The organism is Micromonospora sp. NPDC050795 (assembly GCF_044456785.1).
Taxonomy (GTDB): domain Bacteria; phylum Actinomycetota; class Actinomycetes; order Mycobacteriales; family Micromonosporaceae; genus Micromonospora.
Map to the genome: position 1 here is coordinate 43,828 of NZ_JBITGE010000003.1, position 22,437 is coordinate 66,264.

General features: G+C 72.5%; 20 protein-coding genes and 1 pseudogene. 12 read left to right on the plus strand and 9 right to left on the minus strand.

Annotated features, from left to right (window positions below; all coding sequences use genetic code 11):
- Positions 1–318 precede the first annotated feature (318 nt).
- The 7 genes and pseudogenes from ACIBEF_RS03835 to ACIBEF_RS03865 all read left to right on the plus strand — a co-directional run bounded on the left by ACIBEF_RS03835 (position 319) and on the right by ACIBEF_RS03865 (position 8,578).
- A complete protein-coding gene (locus ACIBEF_RS03835; protein ID WP_396790926.1) occupies positions 319–1,497 on the plus strand; it encodes a hypothetical protein in 1,179 nt (392 codons plus the stop codon).
- The gene (locus ACIBEF_RS03840) at positions 1,484–4,102 is read left to right on the plus strand and encodes a nitrate- and nitrite sensing domain-containing protein (protein ID WP_396790928.1); all 2,619 of its coding nucleotides are present in this window, start codon (positions 1,484–1,486) and stop codon (positions 4,100–4,102) included. The genes ACIBEF_RS03835 and ACIBEF_RS03840 overlap by 14 nt, the downstream gene beginning before the upstream one ends.
- Positions 4,099–4,572: a roadblock/LC7 domain-containing protein gene (locus ACIBEF_RS03845; protein ID WP_355005864.1), complete on the plus strand. Its 474-nt coding sequence runs from the start codon at positions 4,099–4,101 to the stop codon at positions 4,570–4,572. The genes ACIBEF_RS03840 and ACIBEF_RS03845 overlap by 4 nt, the downstream gene beginning before the upstream one ends.
- Positions 4,569–5,057, plus strand: a complete 489-nt coding sequence (locus ACIBEF_RS03850; RefSeq protein ID WP_355005865.1) for a DUF742 domain-containing protein — start codon at positions 4,569–4,571, stop codon at positions 5,055–5,057. Before ACIBEF_RS03845 ends, ACIBEF_RS03850 begins: the two co-directional genes overlap by 4 nt.
- Positions 5,035–5,789, plus strand: a pseudogene (locus tag ACIBEF_RS03855) (GTP-binding protein). The gene ACIBEF_RS03850 and the pseudogene ACIBEF_RS03855 overlap by 23 nt, the downstream one beginning before the upstream one ends.
- 38 nt (positions 5,790–5,827) lie before the next feature.
- Positions 5,828–6,328 carry a hypothetical protein gene (locus ACIBEF_RS03860; protein WP_396790931.1) on the plus strand — a complete coding sequence of 167 codons (501 nt, stop codon included), beginning with the start codon at positions 5,828–5,830 and terminating at the stop codon, positions 6,326–6,328.
- 36 nt (positions 6,329–6,364) lie between these two features.
- Positions 6,365–8,578 carry an AAA family ATPase gene (locus tag ACIBEF_RS03865; RefSeq protein ID WP_396790933.1) on the plus strand — a complete coding sequence of 738 codons (2,214 nt, stop codon included), beginning with the start codon at positions 6,365–6,367 and terminating at the stop codon, positions 8,576–8,578.
- Positions 8,579–8,696: 118 nt separating this feature from the next.
- Here ACIBEF_RS03865 and ACIBEF_RS03870 read toward each other — a convergent pair whose 3' ends face one another.
- The 6 genes from ACIBEF_RS03870 to ACIBEF_RS03895 form a co-directional block, all read right to left on the minus strand.
- Positions 8,697–9,206 (minus strand): GNAT family N-acetyltransferase, encoded by a 510-nt coding sequence (locus tag ACIBEF_RS03870; protein WP_396790935.1) that lies wholly within the window; start codon positions 9,204–9,206, stop codon positions 8,697–8,699.
- 149 nt (positions 9,207–9,355) lie between these two features.
- Positions 9,356–10,243, minus strand: a complete 888-nt coding sequence (locus ACIBEF_RS03875) for a hypothetical protein (protein WP_396790937.1) — start codon at positions 10,241–10,243, stop codon at positions 9,356–9,358.
- Positions 10,244–10,506: 263 nt separating this feature from the next.
- Entirely contained in the window at positions 10,507–10,887 is a 381-nt protein-coding gene (locus tag ACIBEF_RS03880) for a DUF3263 domain-containing protein (protein WP_396790939.1), read from the minus strand.
- A 110-nt stretch (positions 10,888–10,997) separates the two neighbouring features.
- Positions 10,998–12,014 carry an ABC transporter permease subunit gene (locus ACIBEF_RS03885; RefSeq protein WP_396790941.1) on the minus strand — a complete coding sequence of 339 codons (1,017 nt, stop codon included), beginning with the start codon at positions 12,012–12,014 and terminating at the stop codon, positions 10,998–11,000.
- Positions 12,011–13,021 (minus strand): ABC transporter ATP-binding protein, encoded by a 1,011-nt coding sequence (locus ACIBEF_RS03890; protein WP_396790943.1) that lies wholly within the window; start codon positions 13,019–13,021, stop codon positions 12,011–12,013. The genes ACIBEF_RS03885 and ACIBEF_RS03890 overlap by 4 nt, the downstream gene beginning before the upstream one ends.
- 121 nt (positions 13,022–13,142) lie before the next feature.
- Positions 13,143–13,928 carry a DeoR/GlpR family DNA-binding transcription regulator gene (locus ACIBEF_RS03895; RefSeq protein WP_272613872.1) on the minus strand — a complete coding sequence of 262 codons (786 nt, stop codon included), beginning with the start codon at positions 13,926–13,928 and terminating at the stop codon, positions 13,143–13,145.
- A gap of 200 nt (positions 13,929–14,128) precedes the next feature.
- Here ACIBEF_RS03895 and ACIBEF_RS03900 point away from each other — a divergent pair, with 200 nt between their 5' ends.
- Genes ACIBEF_RS03900 through nagA form a run of 3 tightly spaced genes read left to right on the plus strand, consistent with a single transcriptional unit; the run spans position 14,129 to position 17,114 of the window.
- Complete coding sequence (locus ACIBEF_RS03900) at positions 14,129–15,058, plus strand: sugar isomerase (RefSeq protein WP_357193935.1); 930 nt, start codon at positions 14,129–14,131, stop codon at positions 15,056–15,058.
- Positions 15,055–16,008, plus strand: coding sequence for an ROK family protein (locus ACIBEF_RS03905; protein ID WP_396790946.1), 954 nt, complete (start codon positions 15,055–15,057; stop codon positions 16,006–16,008). The genes ACIBEF_RS03900 and ACIBEF_RS03905 overlap by 4 nt, the downstream gene beginning before the upstream one ends.
- Entirely contained in the window at positions 16,005–17,114 is a 1,110-nt protein-coding gene (gene nagA, locus ACIBEF_RS03910; protein WP_396790948.1) for an N-acetylglucosamine-6-phosphate deacetylase, read from the plus strand. Before ACIBEF_RS03905 ends, nagA begins: the two co-directional genes overlap by 4 nt.
- Before the next feature lie 175 nt (positions 17,115–17,289).
- Here the strand turns inward: nagA and ACIBEF_RS03915 are convergent, their stop codons facing one another.
- Complete coding sequence (locus ACIBEF_RS03915; protein ID WP_396790950.1) at positions 17,290–18,501, minus strand: DUF4032 domain-containing protein; 1,212 nt, start codon at positions 18,499–18,501, stop codon at positions 17,290–17,292.
- A gap of 131 nt (positions 18,502–18,632) precedes the next feature.
- On the opposite strand from ACIBEF_RS03915, the gene ACIBEF_RS03920 reads away from it, so the two are divergent.
- Both ACIBEF_RS03920 and ACIBEF_RS03925 read left to right on the plus strand, forming a co-directional pair.
- Positions 18,633–19,370 (plus strand): phosphatase PAP2 family protein, encoded by a 738-nt coding sequence (locus ACIBEF_RS03920; protein ID WP_396791272.1) that lies wholly within the window; start codon positions 18,633–18,635, stop codon positions 19,368–19,370.
- A gap of 10 nt (positions 19,371–19,380) precedes the next feature.
- Complete coding sequence (locus ACIBEF_RS03925; RefSeq protein WP_396790952.1) at positions 19,381–20,616, plus strand: APC family permease; 1,236 nt, start codon at positions 19,381–19,383, stop codon at positions 20,614–20,616.
- A gap of 19 nt (positions 20,617–20,635) precedes the next feature.
- Here ACIBEF_RS03925 and ACIBEF_RS03930 read toward each other — a convergent pair whose 3' ends face one another.
- Together ACIBEF_RS03930 and ACIBEF_RS03935 are read right to left on the minus strand one after the other, a co-directional pair.
- Entirely contained in the window at positions 20,636–21,421 is a 786-nt protein-coding gene (locus ACIBEF_RS03930; RefSeq protein WP_396790954.1) for an ABC transporter permease, read from the minus strand.
- On the minus strand, positions 21,418–22,407 hold the full coding sequence (locus ACIBEF_RS03935) for an ATP-binding cassette domain-containing protein (RefSeq protein ID WP_396790956.1): 990 nt from the start codon (positions 22,405–22,407) through the stop codon (positions 21,418–21,420). Before ACIBEF_RS03935 ends, ACIBEF_RS03930 begins: the two co-directional genes overlap by 4 nt.
- Positions 22,408–22,437 lie beyond the last annotated feature (30 nt).

Here is a 22,437-nt window from a genome sequence, read left to right on the forward strand (position 1 = left end):
CGTCCGGTTGCCCCGATCGGTGCCCGGCGGGGTGCGAGCGCGCACCGTCCGACGCGGCACAGTGAGTTGAGTTCGGATCCCGTGAATTCCGATCTTACGCAGATATCCACCTCGATCCCTCCATGTCACACCCACAGCGGACACGGAGCGTGGCGGTAACGCGGACAAATGGTGACATGACTCGAAGTGACGCGAACCTGACTCCCCGAGTGAGGTCTGACCCGGCGGCGGTTCGATTAGTTTTCCGGTCCGGTGCACGGGACTTGTCGGCCAGCCCGACGCCGCGCCGATCAGCGCCCCACGCCGGAGGAGACACACATGACAGTCCCCGCGCCGCGGGCCCGTCGACGGCCGTCCACGCTGGGCCGGCTGCTGCCCCTGCTGCTCATCGGAGCACTGCTGGCACCGTTGGGCCTGCTCGTCACGTCGAACTGGCGGCAGATCACCGACGACCGGGACCTCGCCGCCCGGGAACGGCTCGGCGTGCAGTACCTCACCGCGCTGGCGGCGGTCACCGACGCCCTCGTGGAGGCACAGTCCAACGCGGTGAACGGTCGCCCCGTCGCCCGGGACGCGTTGAACGAGGCCGTCGAGAAGGCCGCCGCCGTGGACGCCCGCATCGGCAAGGAGCTGCTCAGCCAGGAACGCTGGGCCGGCGTACGGGCCAAGCTGGAGGCGCTGCGCGGCCGCAGCGCCACCGACCCCGAGGCCGCCTACACCGCGTACGGTGAGGTCTCCGACCTGCTGCTGGCCCTGCACCGGAAGGTCCGGGAGAGTTCCGGGCTGGTCCGTGACCCCGTGGCCGACTCGTTCTTCCTCCAGGACAGCGCCGGCCAGGAGCTTCCCGAGGCGGTGATCGGCGCCGGTCGGCTGGCCGACCTGTCCACGCTTGTCGCCCGGCGGCCCGCCGCCGAGCAACCGCGCGGCCTGCTGGAGCTGACCGGCCTGCGGGTGTCCGCCCTGACCCCCGCCGCGGACCTCGTCGACAACCTGCGCTCGGCAGTGGACGGTTCGGAGAGCACCGACCTCGGTGCCAACGTGCTGACCCCACTGGACACCTACCAGCGTTCGGTGGAGGCGCTCGCCGGGTACTCCCTGCCGGCCAAGGACACCGGCGTGGTCGACCCGGGCCAGTTGAGTGCCGCCGCGCTCAGCTCGCACCGCTCCGCCCGCCAGCTTCAGCCGGTCATCCTCAGCGAACTGGACTCCCTGCTGGCCGAGCGCATCGATCGGCTCGACCGGGACCGCTGGCTGACCGCCGGGGCGGGTGTCGTCGCCGTCCTGCTGCTGGGCTGGCTCGCCGCGTTGCTGGTCGCCGCCGGTCGCCGGGCACAACGGCGGGCCGCCCTGGCCGCGACCCACGCGGAGAGTCCCGACACCCCGCCGCAGCGCGACCTGTGGCAACCGCCCGCCGACGAGGCACGTGCGCTGCAACCGGTCGGCGCGACCCGTGACCCGGAGACCGCACAGTGGGGGGCATTCGATGCTGCTCGGTAGGCTCCGGATCCGCGGCAAGCTCGCGCTGCTCGTGGTGATTCCGCTGCTCAGCATGGTCGGCCTGGCCGTGCCGGTGATGCTCGACCGGGTCGCCGCCGCACAGCGGGCCGGCGACACCGCCGAACGGGTCCGGCTCGCCAGCCGGGTCGGCAGCCTGGTCCAGGACCTCCAGCAGGAACGCATCCTCTCCGTCGGCTTCCTGCTCGGCCGGGTCGAGCGCGGTGAGCTGGTCCGTAAGTCCGCGGACGTGGACGACCGGGTGGCCGACCTGCGGGCGGCGCGGAGCGACGCGCTGACCGAGCAGGTCGACCGTGCCCTCGACGGCGTGTCCCGCCTCGTCGAGCTGCGCACCGCCGTCCTGGCCGGGGCCGCCAAGCCGATGCAGGTGATGGACGCGTTCGGCCCGGTCAACAAGGGGATCATCGAGTCGCTGCGGCTGGTGGTCGGGGTGGACACCGACACGTTGCCGGGCCGTCAGGTGCTCGCCCTCGACGGGCTGCTCCGCTCCGACGAGGGCCTGGGCACCTGCGCCACCCTCAGCCTGCTGGTCAAGGCGATCGGCACCCCGGACACCACTGCCGGGTACGTGGCGTGCATCGCCGCGCTCATGGTCGACAACTCGCGCTTCCGCAGCCTGATCACGCCCGAACAGCTCAAGGTCGCCCAGCTCAACGACGCCGCCGTGGCTGCGCGTACCAGCCCCGACTTCCTGGTCAGGAGCGCCCGGGATCCGGCCGCCGCTGTCCGTCCCGTGCCGATGGAGGCGCTCTTCCCGGCCGTCCGCACGATGATCCGGCTCGGTCAGTTCGTCGAGAAGAAGCTGATCGCCGACGTGCTCGCCGAGGTGACGGCCGAGCAGCGGCGCGCGCTGACCGCCGCGTACCTGGTCGCTGCCGCGGCGGCGTTGATCCTGACGCTGGTGGTGCTGCTCAGCGTGGCGGTCGCGCGGACGGTGGCCCGACCGCTGACCCGACTCACCCGCTCGGCCGACCGGGTCGCCCGGGTCGCCGAGGCGGAACTGGTCCGGGTCACCGACGACGAGGTGGAGAGACACCAGGCGGTCCGGCTGGAGCCGGTGGACATCCGCGCCAACGACGAGATCGGCGACCTGGCGCGGGCCTTCGACCGGGTGCAGAACACCGCCGCGCAGTTGGTCGAGCGGCAGGTCGCCGGTCGGCGCAACGTGGCGCAGATGTTCGGCCACGTCGGACGGCGTACCCAGAACCTGGTGGGTCGGCAGATCGCGCTGATCGACCGGCTGGAGCATCAGGAGGCCGACCCGGGCCGCCTGGAGCACCTGTACCGACTCGACCACATCTCCAGCCGGTTGCGGCGGAACGCCGGCAGCCTCGTGGTGCTCTCCGGCTCGGCCGGGGCCGACGCGCACACCGCGCCGGTGCCGCTGGCCGACGTGGTCCGGTTGGCGCTCGGTGAGATCGAGGACTACACCCGGGTGGATGTGCAGGTCCCGGCGGGCGTCTCGGCCGCGCCGGCGGTGGTCGGTGACCTCGTCCTGACGCTGGCCGAGCTCATGGAGAACGCCACCGTCTTCTCCCCGCCGCACACCCGGGTTCTGGTAGCCGCCGAGACGTCCGGCCTCGGCGTACGTCTCACAGTGGTGGACCACGGCATCGGCATGAGCGAGCAACGCCTGGCTGAGGAGAACGCCCGGTTGACCCGCCGGGAACGTCTCGACCTGGCCCCGACCGAGGTGCTCGGCCTCTTCGTGGTGGGTCGGTTGGCCCGTCGGCACGGCTGGCAGGTCGCCCTGGCCGCCACCGGCGGCGGAGGCGTGACCGCACAGCTGGAGATCCCGTCGACGTCGCTGGTGCTGCGCCGCGCCGACCGCGCCGGAGCCCTTGTGGCCCGCGCCGTCGTGCCGGGTCGGGACCGGCGTACGACGGCGACGCCCAACCCCGAGCACGAAGCACGGCCCAGCGCGGTGGCCGTTGCCGCGCCGGCCCGCTTCGACTCGGACCTGCTGAGCCGGGCCACCCTCAGCCTGGACGCAGGCCCGTCCTGGAACGCGTTCGGTCGGGGCCAGCCGGAGCAGGCCGCCCCGGAACCCCCGGACCCGGAGCCGGTGAGCAAGCCGGGTGGGCCACGGGTGCGGCAGCGGGTGCCCGGCGCCACGCTGCACGCCACCGCCCCGGCGACCCGGCCGGTGGACGCCACCGGCGCTGACCCCGCCGCCGCCCGCGCGCTGGTCGAGGCCTTCCAAGCCGGCGTGCGCCGCGCCGAGCTGCACGTGGCACCGGGCGTCGACCGCGCGTCGGCGCGGACGGCCGGCGACCCGTCGGCCGGCGTCGGGGCGGCCGTGGTGGACTTGGGGCCGACCGTCGACCTGCCCAGCACCCCGGGAGGCGCCGGCCCCATGGTGCCGCGTGGTGGTGGCTCGACCGATGCCGCACCGGAGCGGCCCCTGTTGAGCCGACGGGTGCCGGGAGCGAACCTCACCGCCATCCCGGTCTGCCAGCCGCCCAGCACCGACCTCGGTGACCCGGCCGAGGTCCGCGACCTCATCAGCGAGTTCGAGGCGGGCGTCGCCCGCGCTCTCCGCGAAGTCAGCCCCGACCACCGGAACGAAGAAGGATCATCACGGTGACCAGCCCCTTCCTGCACGACAACGTCGAACAGAGTCAGCCCAGCGCCAATGGGGACCTCAGCCCGGAGGCCCGTACGTTCAACTGGCTGCTGGACTCCTTCACCTCCAGCACCGCCGGGGTCCTGGAGGCGATCGCGGTCTCCTCGGACGGCCTGCTGATGGCCATGTCGGCGATCAAGGATCGGTCCAACGCGGAGCGGTTGGCCGCCGTCGTGTCCGGGATGACCAGCCTCGCCGGTGGGGCCGCCAGTTGGTACGCCCTCGGCGGCCTGAACCGGGTGATCGTCGACATGGCCGACGGCTACCTGCTGATCAGCGCGATCAGCAGCGGTTCCGTGCTCGGGGTGGTCGCCGACCGCTCGGCGAATCTGGGCACCGTCGCGTACGAGATGACGCTCTTCGCCGGGCGGGCCGGTGGCGCCCTGACCCCGCGACTGATCGTCGAGTTGAAGAACGCCGTTCAGCAGTGACCCCCGACGTCGCCGGTGAGGATCCGGATCCGGACCCGAGAGTTCGGATCCGGCCGTACCTGCGCACGTCACCCCCGACCGGGGTGGGCGCGGCGGCGACACCGGCGCTGCCGGAGCCGGAGCCGGACGCGGACCAACCGAGCGGTCCCCGTCCGTTCGTGCTCACCTCCGGACGGGTCGCGGGTGCCGACCCGGCGATCGGGTTGGAGACCCAGGTGACCGCCCGCATGGACAGCGGCTGGTGGGCCGGCCCACCGGGCGCGCTGCTGGCACCGGAACTTCAGACCATCATCGCGCTCTGCGCCGAGCCGATCTCGGTGGCCGAGATCTCGGCCCGCGCCCGACTGCACTTCGGCGTGACGCGGGTCCTGGTCGGCGATCTACGCGCCGCCGGGCACCTGGACGTGCACGTGACCGACACCGACGACGCTGTCGACCCCGATCTCATCCTGCGAGTGATTGATGGACTCCGTGCGATCTCCTGAATGGCCGGTCGCCCCGCTCGGCGGGGTCGCCGCGAACAGCGCCGCCGCCCGTTACGGCATGTCCCCGGGCACCGGGCCGATAGTCGGGCGGGCCGGCCCACCGCCGACCGCACCGCCCCCGTACCGGCCCCCGTCCGGTGCGGGGTCCGGCCCTTCGACAGGTAAGCCGGCCGCACCGCCGATCCCGGTCAAGATCCTGGTCGCCGGCGGGTTCGGGTGGGCAAGACCACCACGGTGGGTGCGATCTCCGAGATCGCGCCCCTGACCACCGAGGCCGAGATGACCACCGCCGGGATCGGGGTGGACGACCCGGGTGCCCGGTCCACGAAGACCACCACCACTGTGGCGATGGATTTCGGCTGCGTGACGATCGACCGCAGTCTGAAGCTCTACCTGTTCGGCACGCCGGGGCAGACCCGGTTCGGCTTCATGTGGGACGACCTGGCCCGGGGAGCGCTCGGCGCGCTGGTGGTGGTGGACAGCGCCCGGCTGGACGACTGCTTCCCGGCCATCGACTTCTTCGAGCGGGCCGGTCTGCCGTTCGTCGTCGGGGTCAACGCCTTCGACGGGCGACTGGCCCTGGAACTCGGCGAGATCCGTTGGGCGCTGGCCATCGGTGATCATGTGCCCCTGGTGCAGTTCGATGCCCGCGACCGGCTCTCGGTGCGGGACGCACTACTTGTCGTCCTGGACCGCGCGTTGGACCGCGCTACCCGGGACAGGAGGGCCTGAGCCGACCAGCTCCGGCCGTGGCGGGAAGAGGTGATCTGGTGAGGGGCGACCTGGACGAGACGCTGGCCCGGATGGCCCGACGTGTGGAGGCGTCGCGCCGTCGGGCCGCCGACCGTGACGACACCACCGCACCGTCGGGCCCGCCCGGCCTCGGCGGCGACACCCGTAACGCCCGGCCGGGCCGGCACGCGGGGGTGGAGACGCCGAACGAGGTGGCCGGCTGGGGCCCGGTCGAGGAGGTGGCCGAGGCGGTCCGCCAGGTCGTCGGGGCCTACCCAGGGGTGGCGGTGACGGTGCAGGTGGAGCACGCCGGTCGGACGTACCCGATGCGGGTCTCCTGGGACGGCCCTGCCGTCACTGTCGGACCGGTTCCCCCGCCGACTCCGGTGGAACCCCCGCCGGTCTGGCCGCTCTCCGGCCGGACGGTGCCCGCCTGGGCGCCCGGCCCGGACGGGTTGACGCCGGACCCGGCGGCCCGGTTGGCCGAGCTGATCCGAAGCGACCCGACACTGCTGGACGAGCTGGATCCGCGGCGCTGACCGGCGGGGCTGGCTGCCGGCGGCTACGGTCGGGCAGTGGCGCAACCCGACCTGACCTTGACGGCGAGCCTGCGGCCGGCGGCGCTGGACGCCCGACGCGGCATCGTGCGCCTGCACCCGGAGGCACTGACAGCGCTGGGGCTGCGCCCCGGCGACCCGGTCCGCCTTGTCGGCCGCCGGGAGACCGCCGGGATCGCGGCGGCGGCCGGGCCGGGCGCGAGCAGCGCCCTGCTGTACGCCGACGACCTGATATTGGGCAACCTGGGTCTGCGCGACGGGGGTCAGGTGCGGGTGAGCCCGGTGCCGTTGGTCCCGGCGAGCCGGGTCGTCCTGGCCGGGCCGGTGGGGGTCGTCGCGGCGGTCAGCCCGGAGATGCTCCGGCTCGCCCTGCTGGGCAAGGTGCTCACCGCCGGGGACGACGTGTCGCTGCTGCCGCAGGACGTACTGCCGGACGCCTCGGTCCGCAGCCTGGTCGAGGCGGCGCGACGTAGCCTCGCCAACACCGTCGGTTTCGCCTGGACCAGCACGCTGCTCAGCGTGGTCGAGGTGGAGCCGGCGGCCGGCGCGCTGGTCACCATGGGCACCGCGGTTGCCTGGGAGCACGGTGCGACGACCCACGGCGGGCCTCCCCCGGCCGGCGCCGCGTCGACCCGGCCGGTTGCGAGCGCCGACGCCGTTGCGGCGGACGACGCGCCCGACGTGGACGAGCTGCCCGGGCTGCGGGCCCAGGCCGAGGAGCTGACCGAGCTGCTGGACCTCGGCTTCCACCACCGGGAGGTGCTGGGTCGGCTCGGCACCACCATCTCGTTGGGGGTGTTGCTCGTGGGTCCGGCGGGCTCCGGGAAGTCGGCGCTGGTCCGGGCCGTGGCCGCCCGGGTTGGTGCCCGCGTCCACCCGCTCTGGGCGCCGGAGGTGGCCGCCCTGGCCAGTCAGGCCGCCGCGGAGCGGTTGCGCGTCGCGGCATCGGCGGCAAGGGCGGAAGGGCCGGCGGTACTGCTGGTCACCGACGTCGAGGCGCTCGCGCCGGCCGACGATCCGGGTCCGGTGGCGACGGTGTTCCGGCAGGTGCTCGCGGAGAGCATCCGCGCCGGCGTCGCGGTGGTCTGCACCACCGGCCGTCCGGAGGCGGTCGACCCCGCGCTGCGCGCGCCGGACCTGCTGTCGCTGCGGATCAGTGTCCCGCTCCCGGATCAGGCACTGCGCCGCGAACAGCTCACCGTGCTGACCCGGCAGGTGCCGCTGGCCGACGACGTCCGGCTGGACGAGGTGGGCGCGCGTACCCCCGGGTTCGTCGCGGCGGACCTGGCCGCGCTGGTCCGGGAGGCCGGGGTACGCGCGGCGCTGCGGCAGAAGTCCGCCGAGACGCCGACGGTGTCGATGGCCGATTTCACCGCCGCCCGGGAGGTGGTCCGGCCCACCACGATGGCGGCTTCCACACTGGATCTGGCCTCGGTGACCCTGGACGACGTGGGTGGCCTGGACGAGGTCAAGCAGACGCTGACCGAGTCGGTGCTGTGGCCGCTGACCTACCCGGACACCTTCGCCCGGCTCGGCGTGCAGCCGCCGCGCGGTGTGCTGCTCTACGGGCCACCGGGCTGCGGCAAGACCTACCTGGTCACCGCGCTGGCCGGGTCGGGGCGGGCCAACGTGCTGTCGGTCAAGGGGGCCGAACTGCTCTCCAAGTGGGTCGGTGAGAGCGAACGCGCGGTCCGCGAACTGTTCCGTCGGGCCCGGGAGGCGGCCCCCACACTGATCTTCCTGGACGAGGTGGACGCGCTGGCCCCGGTACGTGGCCAGGCCACCGACGGGGGCACCACGGACCGGGTGGTCGCCGCCCTGCTCACCGAGTTGGACGGGGTGGAGACGCTGCGCAACGTGGTGGTGGTCGGTGCGACGAACCGGCCGGACCTGGTCGACCCGGCGCTGCTGCGGCCGGGCCGGCTGGAGCGGCTGGTCTACGTGCCACCGCCGGACGGGCCCGCCCGCGCGGAGATCCTGCGGGCCGCGTCCCGGCAGGTGCCGCTGGCACCGGACGTCGACCTGCCCGCTCTCGGCGACGAGCTGACCGGCTTCTCCGCCGCGGACTGCGCGGCGCTGATCCGCGAGGCGGCGCTCGCTGCGATGCGGGAGTCGCTCGCCGCCGCCACGGTCACCGCCGGGCACGTGTCGACCGCACGGACCCGGGTACGACCGTCGCTGGACCCGGTCCAGGTCAAGTGGCTCGCCGACTATGCCGCCAACCGGGAGTGATCAGGCCGGCACAACCTTTTGCAACGCGGGAGACGTTCCTAGTACGTCACATTCCTGCCGGCCTGACCCAGGCGGTCGGCGGCGACCCGTCGTGGTCGTCGCCGGCCCGACGGCCAGCTCAGAAGGCGGGCGGCGTCGAGTCGAGGCAGATCTCGCCGCGTACCTTGCCGTCGTCCTCGCGCAGTTTCGCGCCACACTTCCGCAGGACCGCGACCGCGCCGATGTTGTCCGGGGTCGTCTCGGCGACGACCGCTTGCATACCAGCCCGCGCGGCGGCGTTCAGCAGCTCCCGCAGGGCGGCCGCACCGATCCCCTGCCCCCGGGCCGAGCGCCCGAGCCACATTCCGGTCTCCACAGTGCCGGGCTCGTCACAGCGCGTCATCCGGACCATGCCCATCACCTCGCCGCCGACGAGGATGGCGTACATCTGCGAACCGGTCGGGCCGTCCAGCCCGCCGAAGCTCGCCCGGTGGAACTCGCGGAACGCCTCGCGACGGGCGAGCGACCAGCCCGCGGGTGCCTCGACCGGGGGCATCACGTCACCCGGCTCCGCCTCCGCAGCCGCTACGGAGAGCAACGGCTCCAGGTTGCTCTCGTCCACCGGCTCCAGCCGGACCGCACCCGCCACGTGCCGCAGTCTGCCGCCCTCATCGGCCGAAGTCCACCCCATTGGCCATCCACTGGCGGTCCGGACAGCGGTACCGGCCGGTCGGGCGGCAGTGGTGTTCCACATCACGCTCTGTTGTCACCCGACCGGGTGTCACACGCCCAAAACGCCTACCCGAACTCGCAGAACACCGCCGAGGCGTCGTCGCTGGACTTGTGTCGGCGCAGTCGGTCGGGGTGGTCGCGCTCGGCGTTGCGCACCCGGTCGATCAACGCCCCCGGACCGTCGGCGCTCAGCAGGTCGAGCAGACCTGCCCAGTCGGTCAGCGCGAACTGCTCCACCGCACTGGACGCGCCGTCGCTGAGCAGCGCCGCCCGCCGTAGCGCCCCGGGACCGCGCCGGGGCGCGGTCCCGGTGACAGCATGGAAGGCAGCGTCCGGGTCGGAGGCCGCCACCCAGTAGCCGTGGGTACGGTTCATCCGCTCCCGCTGCACGCTCACGGCGTGCCGGAACCGGGTGACCGGGTCCGCCGCACCGCCCGGCACGACGGCCACTGTCTCCCGCAGCTCCGCCATCGCCGCGTCCAACCGGTTGTCGGTGACCACGCTGACCTGCCCGCCGACGTCGAGGACCAGCGGGCTGTCGCAGAGCACCAGGTAGTCCACCTGGTCGCCACAGTCCCGCAGGAGGCAGACCGTGCTGGACGGGGTGCCCGGGTGGTCGAGGTCGCACTGCCCGCCGTGGTCGGCGCGTACGGCGAGGATGGCCGCCGCCAGGTTGCTCGTCAGCCGGGCCGCCGGGCGCACCGCCTCGGCGACGCCGATCCGGGCCGCCAGGTGCCGGACGTACCACTCGGGCCCGTGCACGCAGCCGGTCTCGAAGCCGTCCGGCACCGTCGCGCCGTCCAGGACACCGACCAGCGGGCCGAACCGGAAGACCAGGTCCTCGTTGACCGGGCGGCCCGGGGCTGGCGCGGACGCGGAGCGCACCCGCATCACCGACGCTGGCCCCGGCACACCGAACGGGTCAGCGCTGTCGAAGGTCGTCGACGGCCGCATGCGTCTCTCCCTGCTGTCCTTTGCCGCTCTGGTTCGTTGCCGTCATACCTCGCTCCCTCCCTGTGCCCGAGGTCGCGTGCGACCCCTGAACGCCTCCCGCGTACCCGCCGGGCCACCCGCCATGCGACCGCAACAGGCCCGCCCCGGCCCGCCGACCACCTCCGCGATCTTGCACTTTCTGCCCCGACAAAAACCCCAAGGGCCGCAAACCAACGACAGGAAGTGCAAGATCGCCGGGGCAGGGGGCGAGGGCGGGTCGGGGGTTAGCGGCGGCGGTTGCGGGCTCGGGAGGAGCGCAGGCGGCGGAGGCGGCTGATCAGCACCGGGTCGGCAGCCAGGGCTGCCGGATTGTCCAGCAGGCCGTTGAGCAGCTGGTAGTACCGGGTCGACGAGATTCCGAAGGTGTCCCGGACGGCCTGCTCCTTGGCACCGGCGTGCCGCCACCACTGCTGCTCGAAGGCGAGGATGGCCCGCTCCCGCTCGGTCAGCCCCGCCGCCGGACCAGCGGGCTGCGCCGCGTCGGCGGTCTCGATGGACGGCGCCGGTCGGGGGTTCGGGACGGTCGGCCCGGCAGCACCCGCAGACTCACCCGGACGAGCGTCGGTGGACGGCTCGGGGGCGGCCGGGGAGGGGTCGGCGGACATGTCGTTCAGCCTAGTCAGCGGCGACCAGGGACGCAGCAGGCGGCGCGGCCCGTCCGTACCGCCGGGAACCCCGACGGCCGGGCCGGCCGCGCCGCGTCACTTCGGGCCGATCAGGTGATGTCGCGGCGGCGCATCGTCCAGAGCGCCGCCCCGAGGATCACCAGTACCGAGACCGAGAGCAGGACCGAGGACTGCTGCCACGTGATGTCCATGGTGGCCGGCTTGCACTCCCCGTAGTAGGTCGCGTTGCAGGAGTTCCAGTCCTGCAGGGTGACCGTCTTCGTCATCCAGGCCAGGATGTACGTGGGCAGCAGCCAGGCCTCGGCGAACCGCACGCCCGCCATTCCCAGCAGGATGCCCAGACCGAACTGGCCGACGACCATCACCGCCACCACGCCACCGAGGGCCATCGCGGTGTGCCGCCCCAGCGAGGCGAGGGCGAAACCGATGGTGGTGAGCACCAGCACCAGCGCCACTCCGCGCAGACTGGTCAGCAGGAACGACTGCCAGACCCCGGAGGTCATCTTCTCGGTGCTGCCCCGGAACGTGGCGACCGCCCAGAACCCGGCAAACCACAGCACCGCCGCCGGGAGCGTCACCGCCAGGATGCCGGTGAGCAGCGCAGCCAGCTTGGTGAGCAGTACGGTGAGCCGCTTCGGCCGCCAGAGCAGCAGGTTCATCATGCCGCCGGTGCTCCACTCGGCACCGACGAAGGACGCGCCGATGACGAACCCGACCAGGGCGAGGATCGCCGCGAACGGGATCAGCGTCTCGTCGAACGTCTTCTTGAAGTCGAACGTCGAGGGCAGGAACCAGTCGGCCTGGATCTGGTCCCGGGACGGGGCGGTGATCACCGAGCAGTCGTCCGGGTAGCGGCCGTCAGTCGACGTACCGGCCGTCTTGGCCTTCTCGCACTCCGCGCGCTCCTGCTCGCTCCAGCGCACCTGCTCCTGGTACTGCTGGTCGGCCTGACGTTCGGCCCGAGCAAGCTGACCGGCGTCGATCTTCTGGTTGGTGAAGAACACCCCGACCACCACCGCGACCAGCACCAGCAGGCCGAGCAGCGTCGAGTAGCGGGTGAAGCGCCGCTTGGTGAGCCGGCGCAGCTCCGTACGAAAGAGGCTCACGCGCCCCACCCTCCCCCGGCGGGACCGGGCTGACCCGACCCGCCAACCTTCGTGGACTCGTCGACCTGCCGGTGCTGACCGGGTACCGGCGCGGTGGCGGTCAGTTCGAGGAAGACGCTCTCCAGATCGACGGCGATCGGCGCCAACTCGCTGACGTAGAGGTTCTTCTCGGCGAGCAGCCGCGTCACCGAAGCCGGCTTGTCGACGCCGGTCAGCATCAGGTGGTCCGGGTGACCGGTGACCCGGATTCCCGCCTGGGTCAGCGCCTCGGCGGCAACCGGCAGGTCACTGACCGCCTCCAGCCGGATCCGGACCGCACCGGACGAGTGCTGCGCGAGCACCTCGTCGACGGGACCGAACGCGACCCGCCGGCCCAGCGAGATGATGGTGACCGAGTCGCAGATCAGCTGGATCTCACCGAGGATGTGGCTGGACAGCACCACTGTCATTCCGGACTCGGCGAGGGTGCGCATCAGCGTGCGCATCTCCCGGATGCCGCCCGGGTCGAGGCCGTTGGCGGGCTCGTCGAGGATGAGCAGCTTCGGGTTCTTCAGCAGGGCCGAGGCAACGGCGAGCCGCTGCTTCATGCCCAACGAGTACGTCTTGACCCGCTCGCCGGCCCGGTCGCGCAGCCCGACGAGTTCCAGGACCTCGTCGACGCGGACGGCCGGCACCTCGCCCGCACCGGCGAGCAGGGACAGCGTGTCCCGGGCCGTGAAGTGCGGGAAGAACTGCGGGCTCTCCACGATCGCGCCGACCTGGCCGGCGACCGCGGGCAGCGCGTCGGGAACCTCGTGCCCGAGCAGCGCCATCCGGCCGCCGTCGGGTCGGATCAGGCCGAGCAGGGTACGCAGCGTGGTGGTCTTGCCGGACCCGTTGGGACCCAGGAAGCCGTGCACCTGCCCCGCGTCGACCCGCATGTCGAAGCCGTCGAGCGCGTTGCGGGTGCCGCGTCGACGACTCTTGTACGTCTTACGTAGACCTTCGATCTCCAGGACAGCTGGCAAGCTGCACCTCCCCCGATGGGTGGGCGTGACAGCCGACACCATACGCGGTATGCAGAAGCGCGCAATACCCGGTATGCATCGACGCGCCGATCAGGCTAATTCATCGACGGAGCGTGACGCCTCAGGCGCAGATGACGTGTACGCCGGCAGCGCGGAACGCGTCCACCACCTCCGGCGCGGCACCGGAGTCGGTCACCAGCGTCTCCACCCGCTCGACCGGGCAGATCCGGGCGAAGGCGTGACCGCCCAGCTTGGACGAGTCCGCGATGATCACTACGCGCTTGGCGCGGGCCACCATCAGGTTGTTCATCGCCGCCTCCCCCTCGTGGTGGGCGGCGGCGCCGAGCTGCGGGTCGATCGCGTCCACGCCGAGCAGGGCGACGTCCAGGGTGACCTCGCGCAGCAACGCCCCGCCCAGCGGGCCGACCAGTTCGAACGACTTCGGCCGCACCACACCGCCGGCCACCACGACCTTCATCCGGGACCGGACCAGCAGCTCGTTGGCGATGTTCAGCGCGTTCGTCACCACGGTGAGCTGGGCACCCTCGGCGCTGGTGTTCAGATCCGGTCGGACGGCGAGCGCCCTCGCCACCTCGGTGCTGGTGGTGCCGCCGTTCAGGCCGACCACGGTGCCCGGCGTGACGAGCGCGGCGGCGGCGGCCCCGATCCGCTGCTTCTCGGCCGAGTGCTTGGCTGTCTTGTAGCGCAGCGGCAGGTCGTACGACACGCCGTTGGCGACCGCGCCGCCCCGGGTCCTCGTGATCATTTGTTGCTGCGCGAGCTGGTCGAAGTCACGCCGGATGGTGGCCTGGGAGACGTCCAGCCGCTCGGCTGCCGCCTCGACGCTGACCCGGCCGTTGTCGGTCAGCATTTCGAGCAGGGCGTTCCATCTGGCGTACCGGTCCACCGCGGGGGCCCTCCCAGCAACTGCACGGACGGTGATTGATTGCGTGCACACTAGTGCGCGAAACTAGGCTGGCGCAAAAGACTGACCTGCGCGATCGGCCGGCCGGTTGCCATGGTCACCCGCGTTCGCGCAGAATGACGCGCGAAATGCGGGTCTAACGAGCCGTATTGCGCACCGATCGGCCCTGCGAGGAGTTTCCCATGGCGTACGTGGACGCGGAGATCGCGAGCCAACCCGACTGCTGGCGGGAGGCGGCCCGGCTGGCCGAGGTCGTGCGCGGTGACCTGCCGCGCCCCGGGGAGCGGGTCGCCGTCGTCGGTTGCGGCACGTCGTGGTTCATGGCGATGGCGTACGCGGCCCGCCGCGAGCAGGCCGGCCAGGGTGAGACCGACGCGTTCCAGGCGTCCGAGTTCCCCGCCGGCCGCCGCTACGACCGGCTGATCGCGATCACCCGTTCCGGCACCACCACCGAGGTGCTGGAGCTGCTCGCCGCGCTGCGCGGACAGACACCCACCACTGTGATCGTCGGCGACCCGGCGTCCCCGGCTGTCGAGCTGGCAACCGCCACCGTCGCCCTGCCCTTCGCCGACGAACGGTCGGTCGTGCAGACCCGCTTCGCGACCACCGCGCTGGCCCTGCTCCGGGCCCAGCTCGGCGACCCGGTGACAGCGCTCGCCGCCGACGCCGAGGTGGCGGTGCGATCACCGCTGCCGATCGACCCGGCCACCATCGAGCAGGTCACCTTCCTCGGTCGGGGATGGACGGTCGGGCTGGCCCAGGAGGCGGCGCTGAAGTGCCGCGAGGCGGCCACCTTCTGGGCCGAGGCGTACCCGGCGATGGACTACCGGCACGGTCCCATCTCGGTCGCCGCGCCGGGCCGGCTGGTCTGGGCGTTCGGTGAGCTGCCCGACGGGCTGCCCGAGGATGTGGCCGCCACCGGCGCGGCCTTCGTGCACAGCCGTACGCACGGCTGGCGCACGGTGTTGGGCAGTTGGTCTGCCGGCCGTACCCCGGTCGACCCGATGGCCGACCTGATCCTGGCCCAACGCTTCGCGGTCGCGCTGGCCACCAGCCGGGGCCTCGACCCGGACGCGCCCCGCCACCTGACCCGGTCCGTGGTGTTGGCGTGAGCGACGACCGCGTGGTCGTTGCGCTGGACGTCGGCGGCACCGGCATGAAATGCGCCCTGGTCCGACCGGACGGCGTCGTGGTGAGCACCGAACGGCACCCCACCGACGCCGCACGCGGCCCGGCCGCCGTGGTCGGCACCATCCTCGACGTGGCCGGTGGGCTGGCCGAGAAGGCCCGCGCCGACGGGCTCACCCCGATCGCGGTGGGCATCGCCGTGCCCGGGGTGGTGGACGAGGCACGCGGCGTCGCGGTCTGGTCGGCGAACGTGGGCTTCCGGGACGTACCCCTGCGGGACCTGACCGTGCAGCGGCTCGGCCTGCCGACGGCGCTCGGCCACGACGTGCGTGTCGGTGGTCTCGCCGAGGCCCGGCTCGGCGCCGGACGCGGCACCGGGCACGTGCTGTTCGTGGCCATCGGCACCGGCATCGCCGCTGCGCACGTCGTCGACGGCACGGCCGCGGTGGGGGCCCACGGCGCCGCCGGGGAGATCGGCCACATCCTGGTCCGGCCCGACGGCCCGCGCTGCGGCTGCGGCCGCCCCGGCTGCCTGGAGGCGGTCGCGTCGGCTTCTGCGATCGGCCGCCGCTACGCCGAACTCGCCGGCGACACCGCCGACACCCAAGTGACCGCGGCCGAGGTGGCCGACCGGGCGGCGGCCGGCGAACCGCTCGCCGGCCAGGTCTGGCAGGAGGCGGTCGAAGCGCTCGCCGATGGTCTCGCCAGCGGGCAGGCGCTGTTCGACGTGGCGACGATCGTGCTCGGCGGCGGCCTGGCCCAGGCCGGGGAGCGGCTGCTGACCCCGCTGCGGGCGGCGCTGCACGAACGGATGACCTTCCACCGGGAGCCGCAACTGGTCGCGGCAGCCCTCGGCGACGAGGCCGGTTGCCTCGGTGCCGCCCTGCTCGCCCTGGACGCCGTGGGTGTCCGTGACCATCAGGAGAAGCGATGACCGTACGGGTGAACGGCCGAGTGGTGACCCCGACCGGAGTCGTCCGACAGGGCTGCGTCGAGTGGGACGGCGATCGGATCACAGCGGTGGCCGAGTATCCGTCGGTGCGCGACGGGCACTGGATCGTGCCCGGCTTCGTGGACATGCACACGCACGGCGGTGGCGGGCACACCTTCACCACCGGGGACGCCGACGAGGCCCGCGCGGCGGCCGACTTCCACCTCGCCCACGGCACCACCACGCTGCTGGCCAGCCTGGTCAGCTCGCCCTTTCCGCTGATGCGGACGGCCACCGAGGCGTTCGCCCCGTTGGTCGAGGAGGGCGTGTTGGCGGGAGTCCACTTCGAGGGGCCGTACCTGTCGGCCACCCGCTGCGGCGCGCAGAACCCGGAGTACCTGCGCGACCCGTCGACCGACGAGCTGACCGAGCTGATCGAGCTGGGCCGGGGCGCCGTCCGGATGGTCACCCTCGCCCCGGAGCGCGACGGCGCGCTGGAGGCGATCAAGCTGCTCACCGCGCAGCGGGTGGTGGCGGCAGTGGGTCACACCGACGCCACGTACGAGCAGACCCGCGCCGCGGTCGCCGCCGGCGCCAGCGTCGGCACCCACCTGTTCAACGGCATGCGGCCGGTGCACCACCGTGAGCCGGGGCCGGTGGTGGCCCTGCTCGACGCGCCCACCGTGATCTGCGAGCTGGTCGCCGACGGGATCCACCTGCACGACGGCATGCTGACCTTCGTCACCGCGACCGCCGGCCCGGACCGCGCCGCGCTGATCACCGACGCGATGGCCGCCGCCGGGATGCCCGACGGCGAGTACGAACTCGGCGGCCAGGCCGTCACCGTCGCCGACGGGGTGGCCCGACTCGCCCGCGACGGCGCGATCGCCGGCAGCACGCTGACCATGGACGCCGCGCTGCGGCACGCCGTGAACGCCGGAATCCCGATCGCCGACGCCGCACGGATGGTGGCCACCACCCCGGCGCGGGCCATCGGCCTGGGTGACCGGGTCGGGTCCCTCCAGGTGGGCCTCCGCGCCGACCTGGTGGTGCTCGACGACGACCTCAACGTGGTGCGGGTGCTGCGCGCAGGCTCCTGGGTGGAGTGACGCGGCGCTCGGTGTCGGCACATGGCCGCGGGCTGCCCACCTGTGGCCGGCCCGACAGTGCACCTAGAGAGCCTTTAGAGCTGAATCGTTTACGACATCAGCTCCAAAGGCAGCGGCTAGACAGGTCTGGTCCTTGAGCCGACGACAACGGGCCGCGGACAACCGGGCTGGTGCCTTAGTTGAGGCTCGGGACTTCCACGCCGAGGACGGCCTGCTCGTCAGGGCGGTGGACCAGCACATCGGACAGGTACGACTGGACCGCGTGGCGCATCCCGACGTCCCGGCCGGCCTGCTCGGAGAGCAGCCACTTGTGCTCGATGATCTGGGCGAACAGTTCCTGCGGTTCCAGCTTGCGGCGCAGGTGCGCGGGAACGGCCCGGACCACCGGCTCGAAGACCTCGGTGAGCCATCGGTGGGCCGCCTGCTGCTCGTCGATCAGGTCGCTCTCGGCACGGTAGGCGTCCAGGTCGTTGAGCAGCTTGCGGGCCTGGTTCTCCTCGGCGTCCAGCCCGGTCAGGCGCAGTAGCCGCCGGGTGTGGTAGCCGGCATCGACGACCTTCGGCCGAACCAGGAAACGCCCACCGTCGATGGATGACATGGCCACCTCGGCGACGTCGAAACCCAGCTCGTTGAGGCGGCGGATCCGGCCCTCGATGTCGCGCCGGGCCTCCCGCTCGATCGCCTGCTCATAGGTGATCTCGTGCCAGAGCCGCTCGTAGCGCTGCACGACCTCCTCGCACACCACCTCCGGGTCGATGGACTCGTGCAGCAGGCCGGCGGCCTGCAGGTCCAGCGCCTCACCGAAGATGTTCACCCGGGCGATCTCCAGGTCCTCACCGCGCTGACCGTTGGAGAGCGTGTTGTGCAGAGCACCTGTCTCCGCGTCCACCAGATAGGCCGCGAAGGCACCCGCGTCCCGCCGGAACAGCGTGTTGGACAGCGAGCAGTCGCCCCAGAAGAAGCCGGTCAGGTGCATCCGCACGATCAGGGCGGCGAGCGCGTCGAGCAGTCGGCTCATCGTCTCCGGGCGGAGGGTGTGCGAGAAGAGCGCCCGGTACGGCAGCGAGAACTGCAGGTGCCGGGTGATCAGCACCGATTCGAGCGGCTCCCCGTCCTCGGTCTGCCGGTCGGCGACGACCGCGACCGCCTCGACGGAGGGGAAGTCGATCCGCTCCAGGGCCCGGAGCAGGTCGTACTCCCGCTCGGCGATCCGCTCGCGGGTCTCCTTGAACGCGTACACGTAGTCACCCAACCGGACGAAACGGACGATGTGCCGGGAGATGCCCTGCGGCAGCGCCACCAGGTGCTGGGCAGGCCACTCCTCCAGCGGTGTCGACCAGGGCAGGTCGAGCAGCGCCGGGTCCACGAGGGCAGACGTGATCCGCACGGCACAAGCATGACTGGTCGTCCCCCTCATCCGCCTCTGATCGTGGTTGGGCCCACAGCGCCGCACACCCCGGCCTCGCGCCGGGCCGGTAGCGTGGTCGCGTGCTCAAACCCACAGCGGTACGACGTGACCTGCGGCTACGGCCCGTTCGCCCGGCCGGCTGGTGGTTCGACGCGCTCCTGCTGGTCGGTCTGGTCGGGTTGACGGTGGCGCTCGCCGCCGACCAGCTCTTCGGATTGGACCGGGCGGTCGCCGACTGGGCCGACGGGCACCGACCGGCCGCCGCGTACTGGGTCGCCCGGGTGCTGAACTTCCTCGGTCAGGGCACCCCGCTGACCCTGATCGGCGTCGGGCTGGGCGTGCTGCTGGCCGTCCGGCTGCGGTCGGTGAGGCCGATCCTGCTGCCGGTGGTCGGGTTCGTGATCACCACCTTCACGATCGGTCCGCTGAAGGTCTGGACCGCGCGGGCGGCACCGAGCGCCAGCGTCAAGGAGCCGTTCCTGACACCCGAGCAGACCCTGCCGCTCTTCCACGACGACCTGCCGGTGCGGTTCGCCCAGTCCTACCCGTCGGGCCACGTCGCCAACGCGATCGTCTGGTACGGGGTCATCGCGCTGCTGCTCGCCCCACTGGCCCGCACATTCGGCCGGCAACTCCCGAGCCGGCTCGTCACCGTGATCCGCGTCGTACCGCCGCTGGTCGTCCTCACCACCACCACCTACCTCGGCTGGCACTGGCTGACCGACTCGGTCGCCGGGCTGCTGCTGGGCCTGCTCCTGGACCGGCTGCTGCACCGGGTGCCCTGGGACGATCTGCCGCTCCCCGGCCGGTTACGCGCGTGGGACCGGCCGTTCACCTCGTACCCCTAGGTTCTGATCGGTGGATCAACTGGCGCGGCGGCTCGGCGTACCCGATGCGGTTGTCATCGGGTTGGGCTCGATGCTGGGCGCGGGCGTCTTCGTGGTCTTCGGCCCGGCGGTGGCAGCGGCCGGCGGTGCCGGCCTGCTGCCCGCGCTGGGGCTGGCCGGCTTCGTGGCCTTCTGCAACGCGACCAGTTCGGCGCGGCTGGCGGCCCGGTACCCGGAGTCCGGCGGCACCTACGTCTACGGTCGGGAGCGCCTCGGGCCGTTCGCCGGGTTCCTGGCCGGTTGGGGCTTCGTGGTCGGCAAGACGGCGAGCTGCGCGGCGATGGCGTTGACCGTCGGGGCGTACCTCTGGCCGGGCCAGGCCCGACTGGTAGCCGTCGGTGCGGTGCTCGCGGTGACCGCCGTGAACCTGCGCGGCATCGGCAAGACCGCCACCGTGACCAGGGCGTTGGTCGCGCTGGTGCTGGCGGTGCTGGCAGTGGTCACCGTGGTCGGCCTGGTCGGTGGGCCGGTGCATCTGGGCCGGCTCGGCGAGCCCGGCGGCTCGGCGCGGGGCGTGCTCACCGCCGCCGGGTTGCTGTTCTTCGCCTTCGCTGGGTACGCCCGGATCGCCACGCTCGGCGAGGAGGTCCGCGACCCGCAGCGGACCATTCCGCGCGCGGTGCCGCTGGCGCTCGGGGTGGTGCTCGTGATCTACCTGGTGCTGGCGGCGGTCACCCTCGGCGTGCTCGGCGCCGACCGGCTGGCCGGATCCGCCGCGCCCCTGGTCGACGTGGTGACCGCCGCCGGGCTGCCCGGCCTGGCATGGGTGGTCCGCGCCGGTGCCACCATCGCGGTCGTCGGGGTGCTGCTGTCCCTGGTCGCCGGGGTCGGTCGGACCACCCTCGCCATGGCCCGCCGCCGTGACCTACCCGGTGCGTTGGCCGCGGTGCACCCGGTACACCAGGTGCCGCACCGCGCCGAGCTGGCGGTTGCCGCCGTGGTGATCGTGGTGGTGCTGCTCGGCGACGTACGCGATGCGATCGGCTTCTCCAGCTGCACGGTGCTGGTCTACTACGCGATCACCAACGCGTCTGCGCTCACCCTGGGGCGGGACCCGGACCGGTGGTTGCCGGTCCGGGTGCTCGCCGTTCTCGGGCTGGTCGGGTGCCTGCTGCTCGCGGTCAACCTGCCGCTGAGCAGCGTTCTGGCCGGCTTCGGTGTGCTCGCCGTCGGTGCCGCCCTCCACGCCCTGCGGGCCCTCCGCTGACCTGGGCAGACGGCCGGAGTCAGCGGCTCAACCGTTGGTAGCGGCGCACGGCCAGCGGGGCGAACGTCGCGATCAGCAGCACCGGCCACAGCACCGCCAACAGCATCGCGTGCTCCGCCGGCCAGGAGTCACCACCCAGGCCCGGGTTGCCGAACAGTTCGCGGATCGCCGCGACGGTGGCCGACAACGGGTTCCACTCCGAGATCGTCCCGATGACCGGGGGCATCAGCTCGGGCGACACGAAGACGTTGGAGATCGCGGTCAGCGGAAACGCCGCCGGAAAGACGATGACGCCGACGGTGTCCGGGTTGCGGACCAGAAGCGCCAGGTAGATCCCCATCCAGGTGATGGCGACTCGCAGCAGCAGGAGGAGCCCGACGGCGAGCAACGCCCTGCCCACACCCTCGCGCCACTGCCATCCGACGAGCAGGCCACACACCAGGAGGGTGGACATCTCCAGCAGGGCACGCAGCAGGTCGGCGGCGCTGCGACCGGTCATCAGGGCGGACCGTGCCATCGGCATCGACCGGAACCGGTCGACCACACCCCGGCTGAGGTCCAGCGCCACGCCGGTCGCTGTGGCCCCCAACCCGTAGAGCATCGTCATCACGAAGACCCCGGGCAGCAGGAACTCGCGGTAGTCGCCGCCACCCGGCACCTGCATGCCGCTGCCGAACACGTACCCGAAGACCAGCACGAACATGATCGGCAGCGAGAAGTAGAGGATCAGCTCCTCCGGCGCGCGAACCACGTGGGTCATGTTCCGCCTGGTCATCGTCCAACCGTCGACGATCGCCGTGGTCATGCCATCCCCACCTTTCGTCCGGCCCCGACCGGCTCGCGGGCCTCATCCGGCCGGTGCCCGGTCAGGTGCAGGAACGCCTCGTCCAACGTCGCCCGCCGCAGGCCGATGTCCTCGACCGCGATGCCGGCGTCGTCCAGCGCGCGAACCACGTCGACCAGGCCGGCGACGCGATCGACCACCGGCACGCTGAGCCGTCGCACCTCCGGGTCGAGTTCGGGCTCCGCGCCGCAGATCCGCGCGACGAGGCGGGCCGCCTGACTCAGCTCGGCCGCGTCGCGGACCACCACCTCGATCCGGTCGCCGCCGGTCATCGCCTTCAGTTGGTCCGGTGATCCCTCGGCCACCACCCGACCGGCGTCGATCACCGAGATCCGGTCGGCGAGCTGATCGGCCTCCTCCAGGTACTGCGTGGTGAGCAGGACGGTGGTCCCGTCCGCCACCAGACCTCGGACCAGGTCCCACACCTGGTTGCGGCTGCGCGGGTCCAGGCCGGTCGTCGGCTCGTCCAGGAACAACACCCGCGGCGTACGGATCAGACTGGCGGCGAGGTCCAACCGGCGACGCATCCCGCCCGAGTACTCACCGGCGGACCGGCTCGCCGCCTCGTCCAGCCCGAACCGTTCCAGCAGCTCATCGGCGCGTCGGCGGGCCTCCCGTCGGCCGAGCCGGAACAGCCGGCCGAACAGCTCCAGGTTCTGCCGGCCGCTGAGGATCTCGTCGACCGCTGCGTACTGCCCGGTCAGCCCGATCCGGGCGCGCACCTCGTCCGGCTGGCGCAGCACGTCGTACCCGGCCACTGTGGCCCTACCCGTGTCGAAGCGCAGCAGCGTGGTGAGGATCCGTACGGCAGTCGTCTTGCCCGCGCCGTTCGGTCCCAGCAGACCGTGGACCGTGCCGGGCGGCACGGTCAGGTCGAACGTGTCGAGCGCCCTGGTCGGGCCGTACCGCTTGCCCAGACCCTCGGCGACCACCTCGAATGTCGTCATGCCCCCACGGTGCGGCCCGACGCTGACCGG

Excerpts from the sequence above, each read along its gene's own strand:
- ACIBEF_RS03935 (WP_396790956.1), bottom strand. The coding sequence starts at position 22,407 with ATGACGACATTCGAGGTGGTCGCCGAGGGTCTGGGCAAGCGGTACGGC.
- nagA (WP_396790948.1), top strand. The coding sequence starts at position 16,005 with ATGACCGTACGGGTGAACGGCCGAGTGGTGACCCCGACCGGAGTCGTC.
- ACIBEF_RS03835 (WP_396790926.1), top strand. The coding sequence starts at position 319 with ATGACAGTCCCCGCGCCGCGGGCCCGTCGACGGCCGTCCACGCTGGGC.
- ACIBEF_RS03880 (WP_396790939.1), bottom strand. The coding sequence starts at position 10,887 with ATGTCCGCCGACCCCTCCCCGGCCGCCCCCGAGCCGTCCACCGACGCT.
- ACIBEF_RS03900 (WP_357193935.1), top strand. The coding sequence starts at position 14,129 with ATGGCGTACGTGGACGCGGAGATCGCGAGCCAACCCGACTGCTGGCGG.
- ACIBEF_RS03840 (WP_396790928.1), top strand. The coding sequence starts at position 1,484 with ATGCTGCTCGGTAGGCTCCGGATCCGCGGCAAGCTCGCGCTGCTCGTG.
- ACIBEF_RS03930 (WP_396790954.1), bottom strand. The coding sequence starts at position 21,421 with ATGACCACGGCGATCGTCGACGGTTGGACGATGACCAGGCGGAACATG.
- ACIBEF_RS03875 (WP_396790937.1), bottom strand. The coding sequence starts at position 10,243 with ATGCGGCCGTCGACGACCTTCGACAGCGCTGACCCGTTCGGTGTGCCG.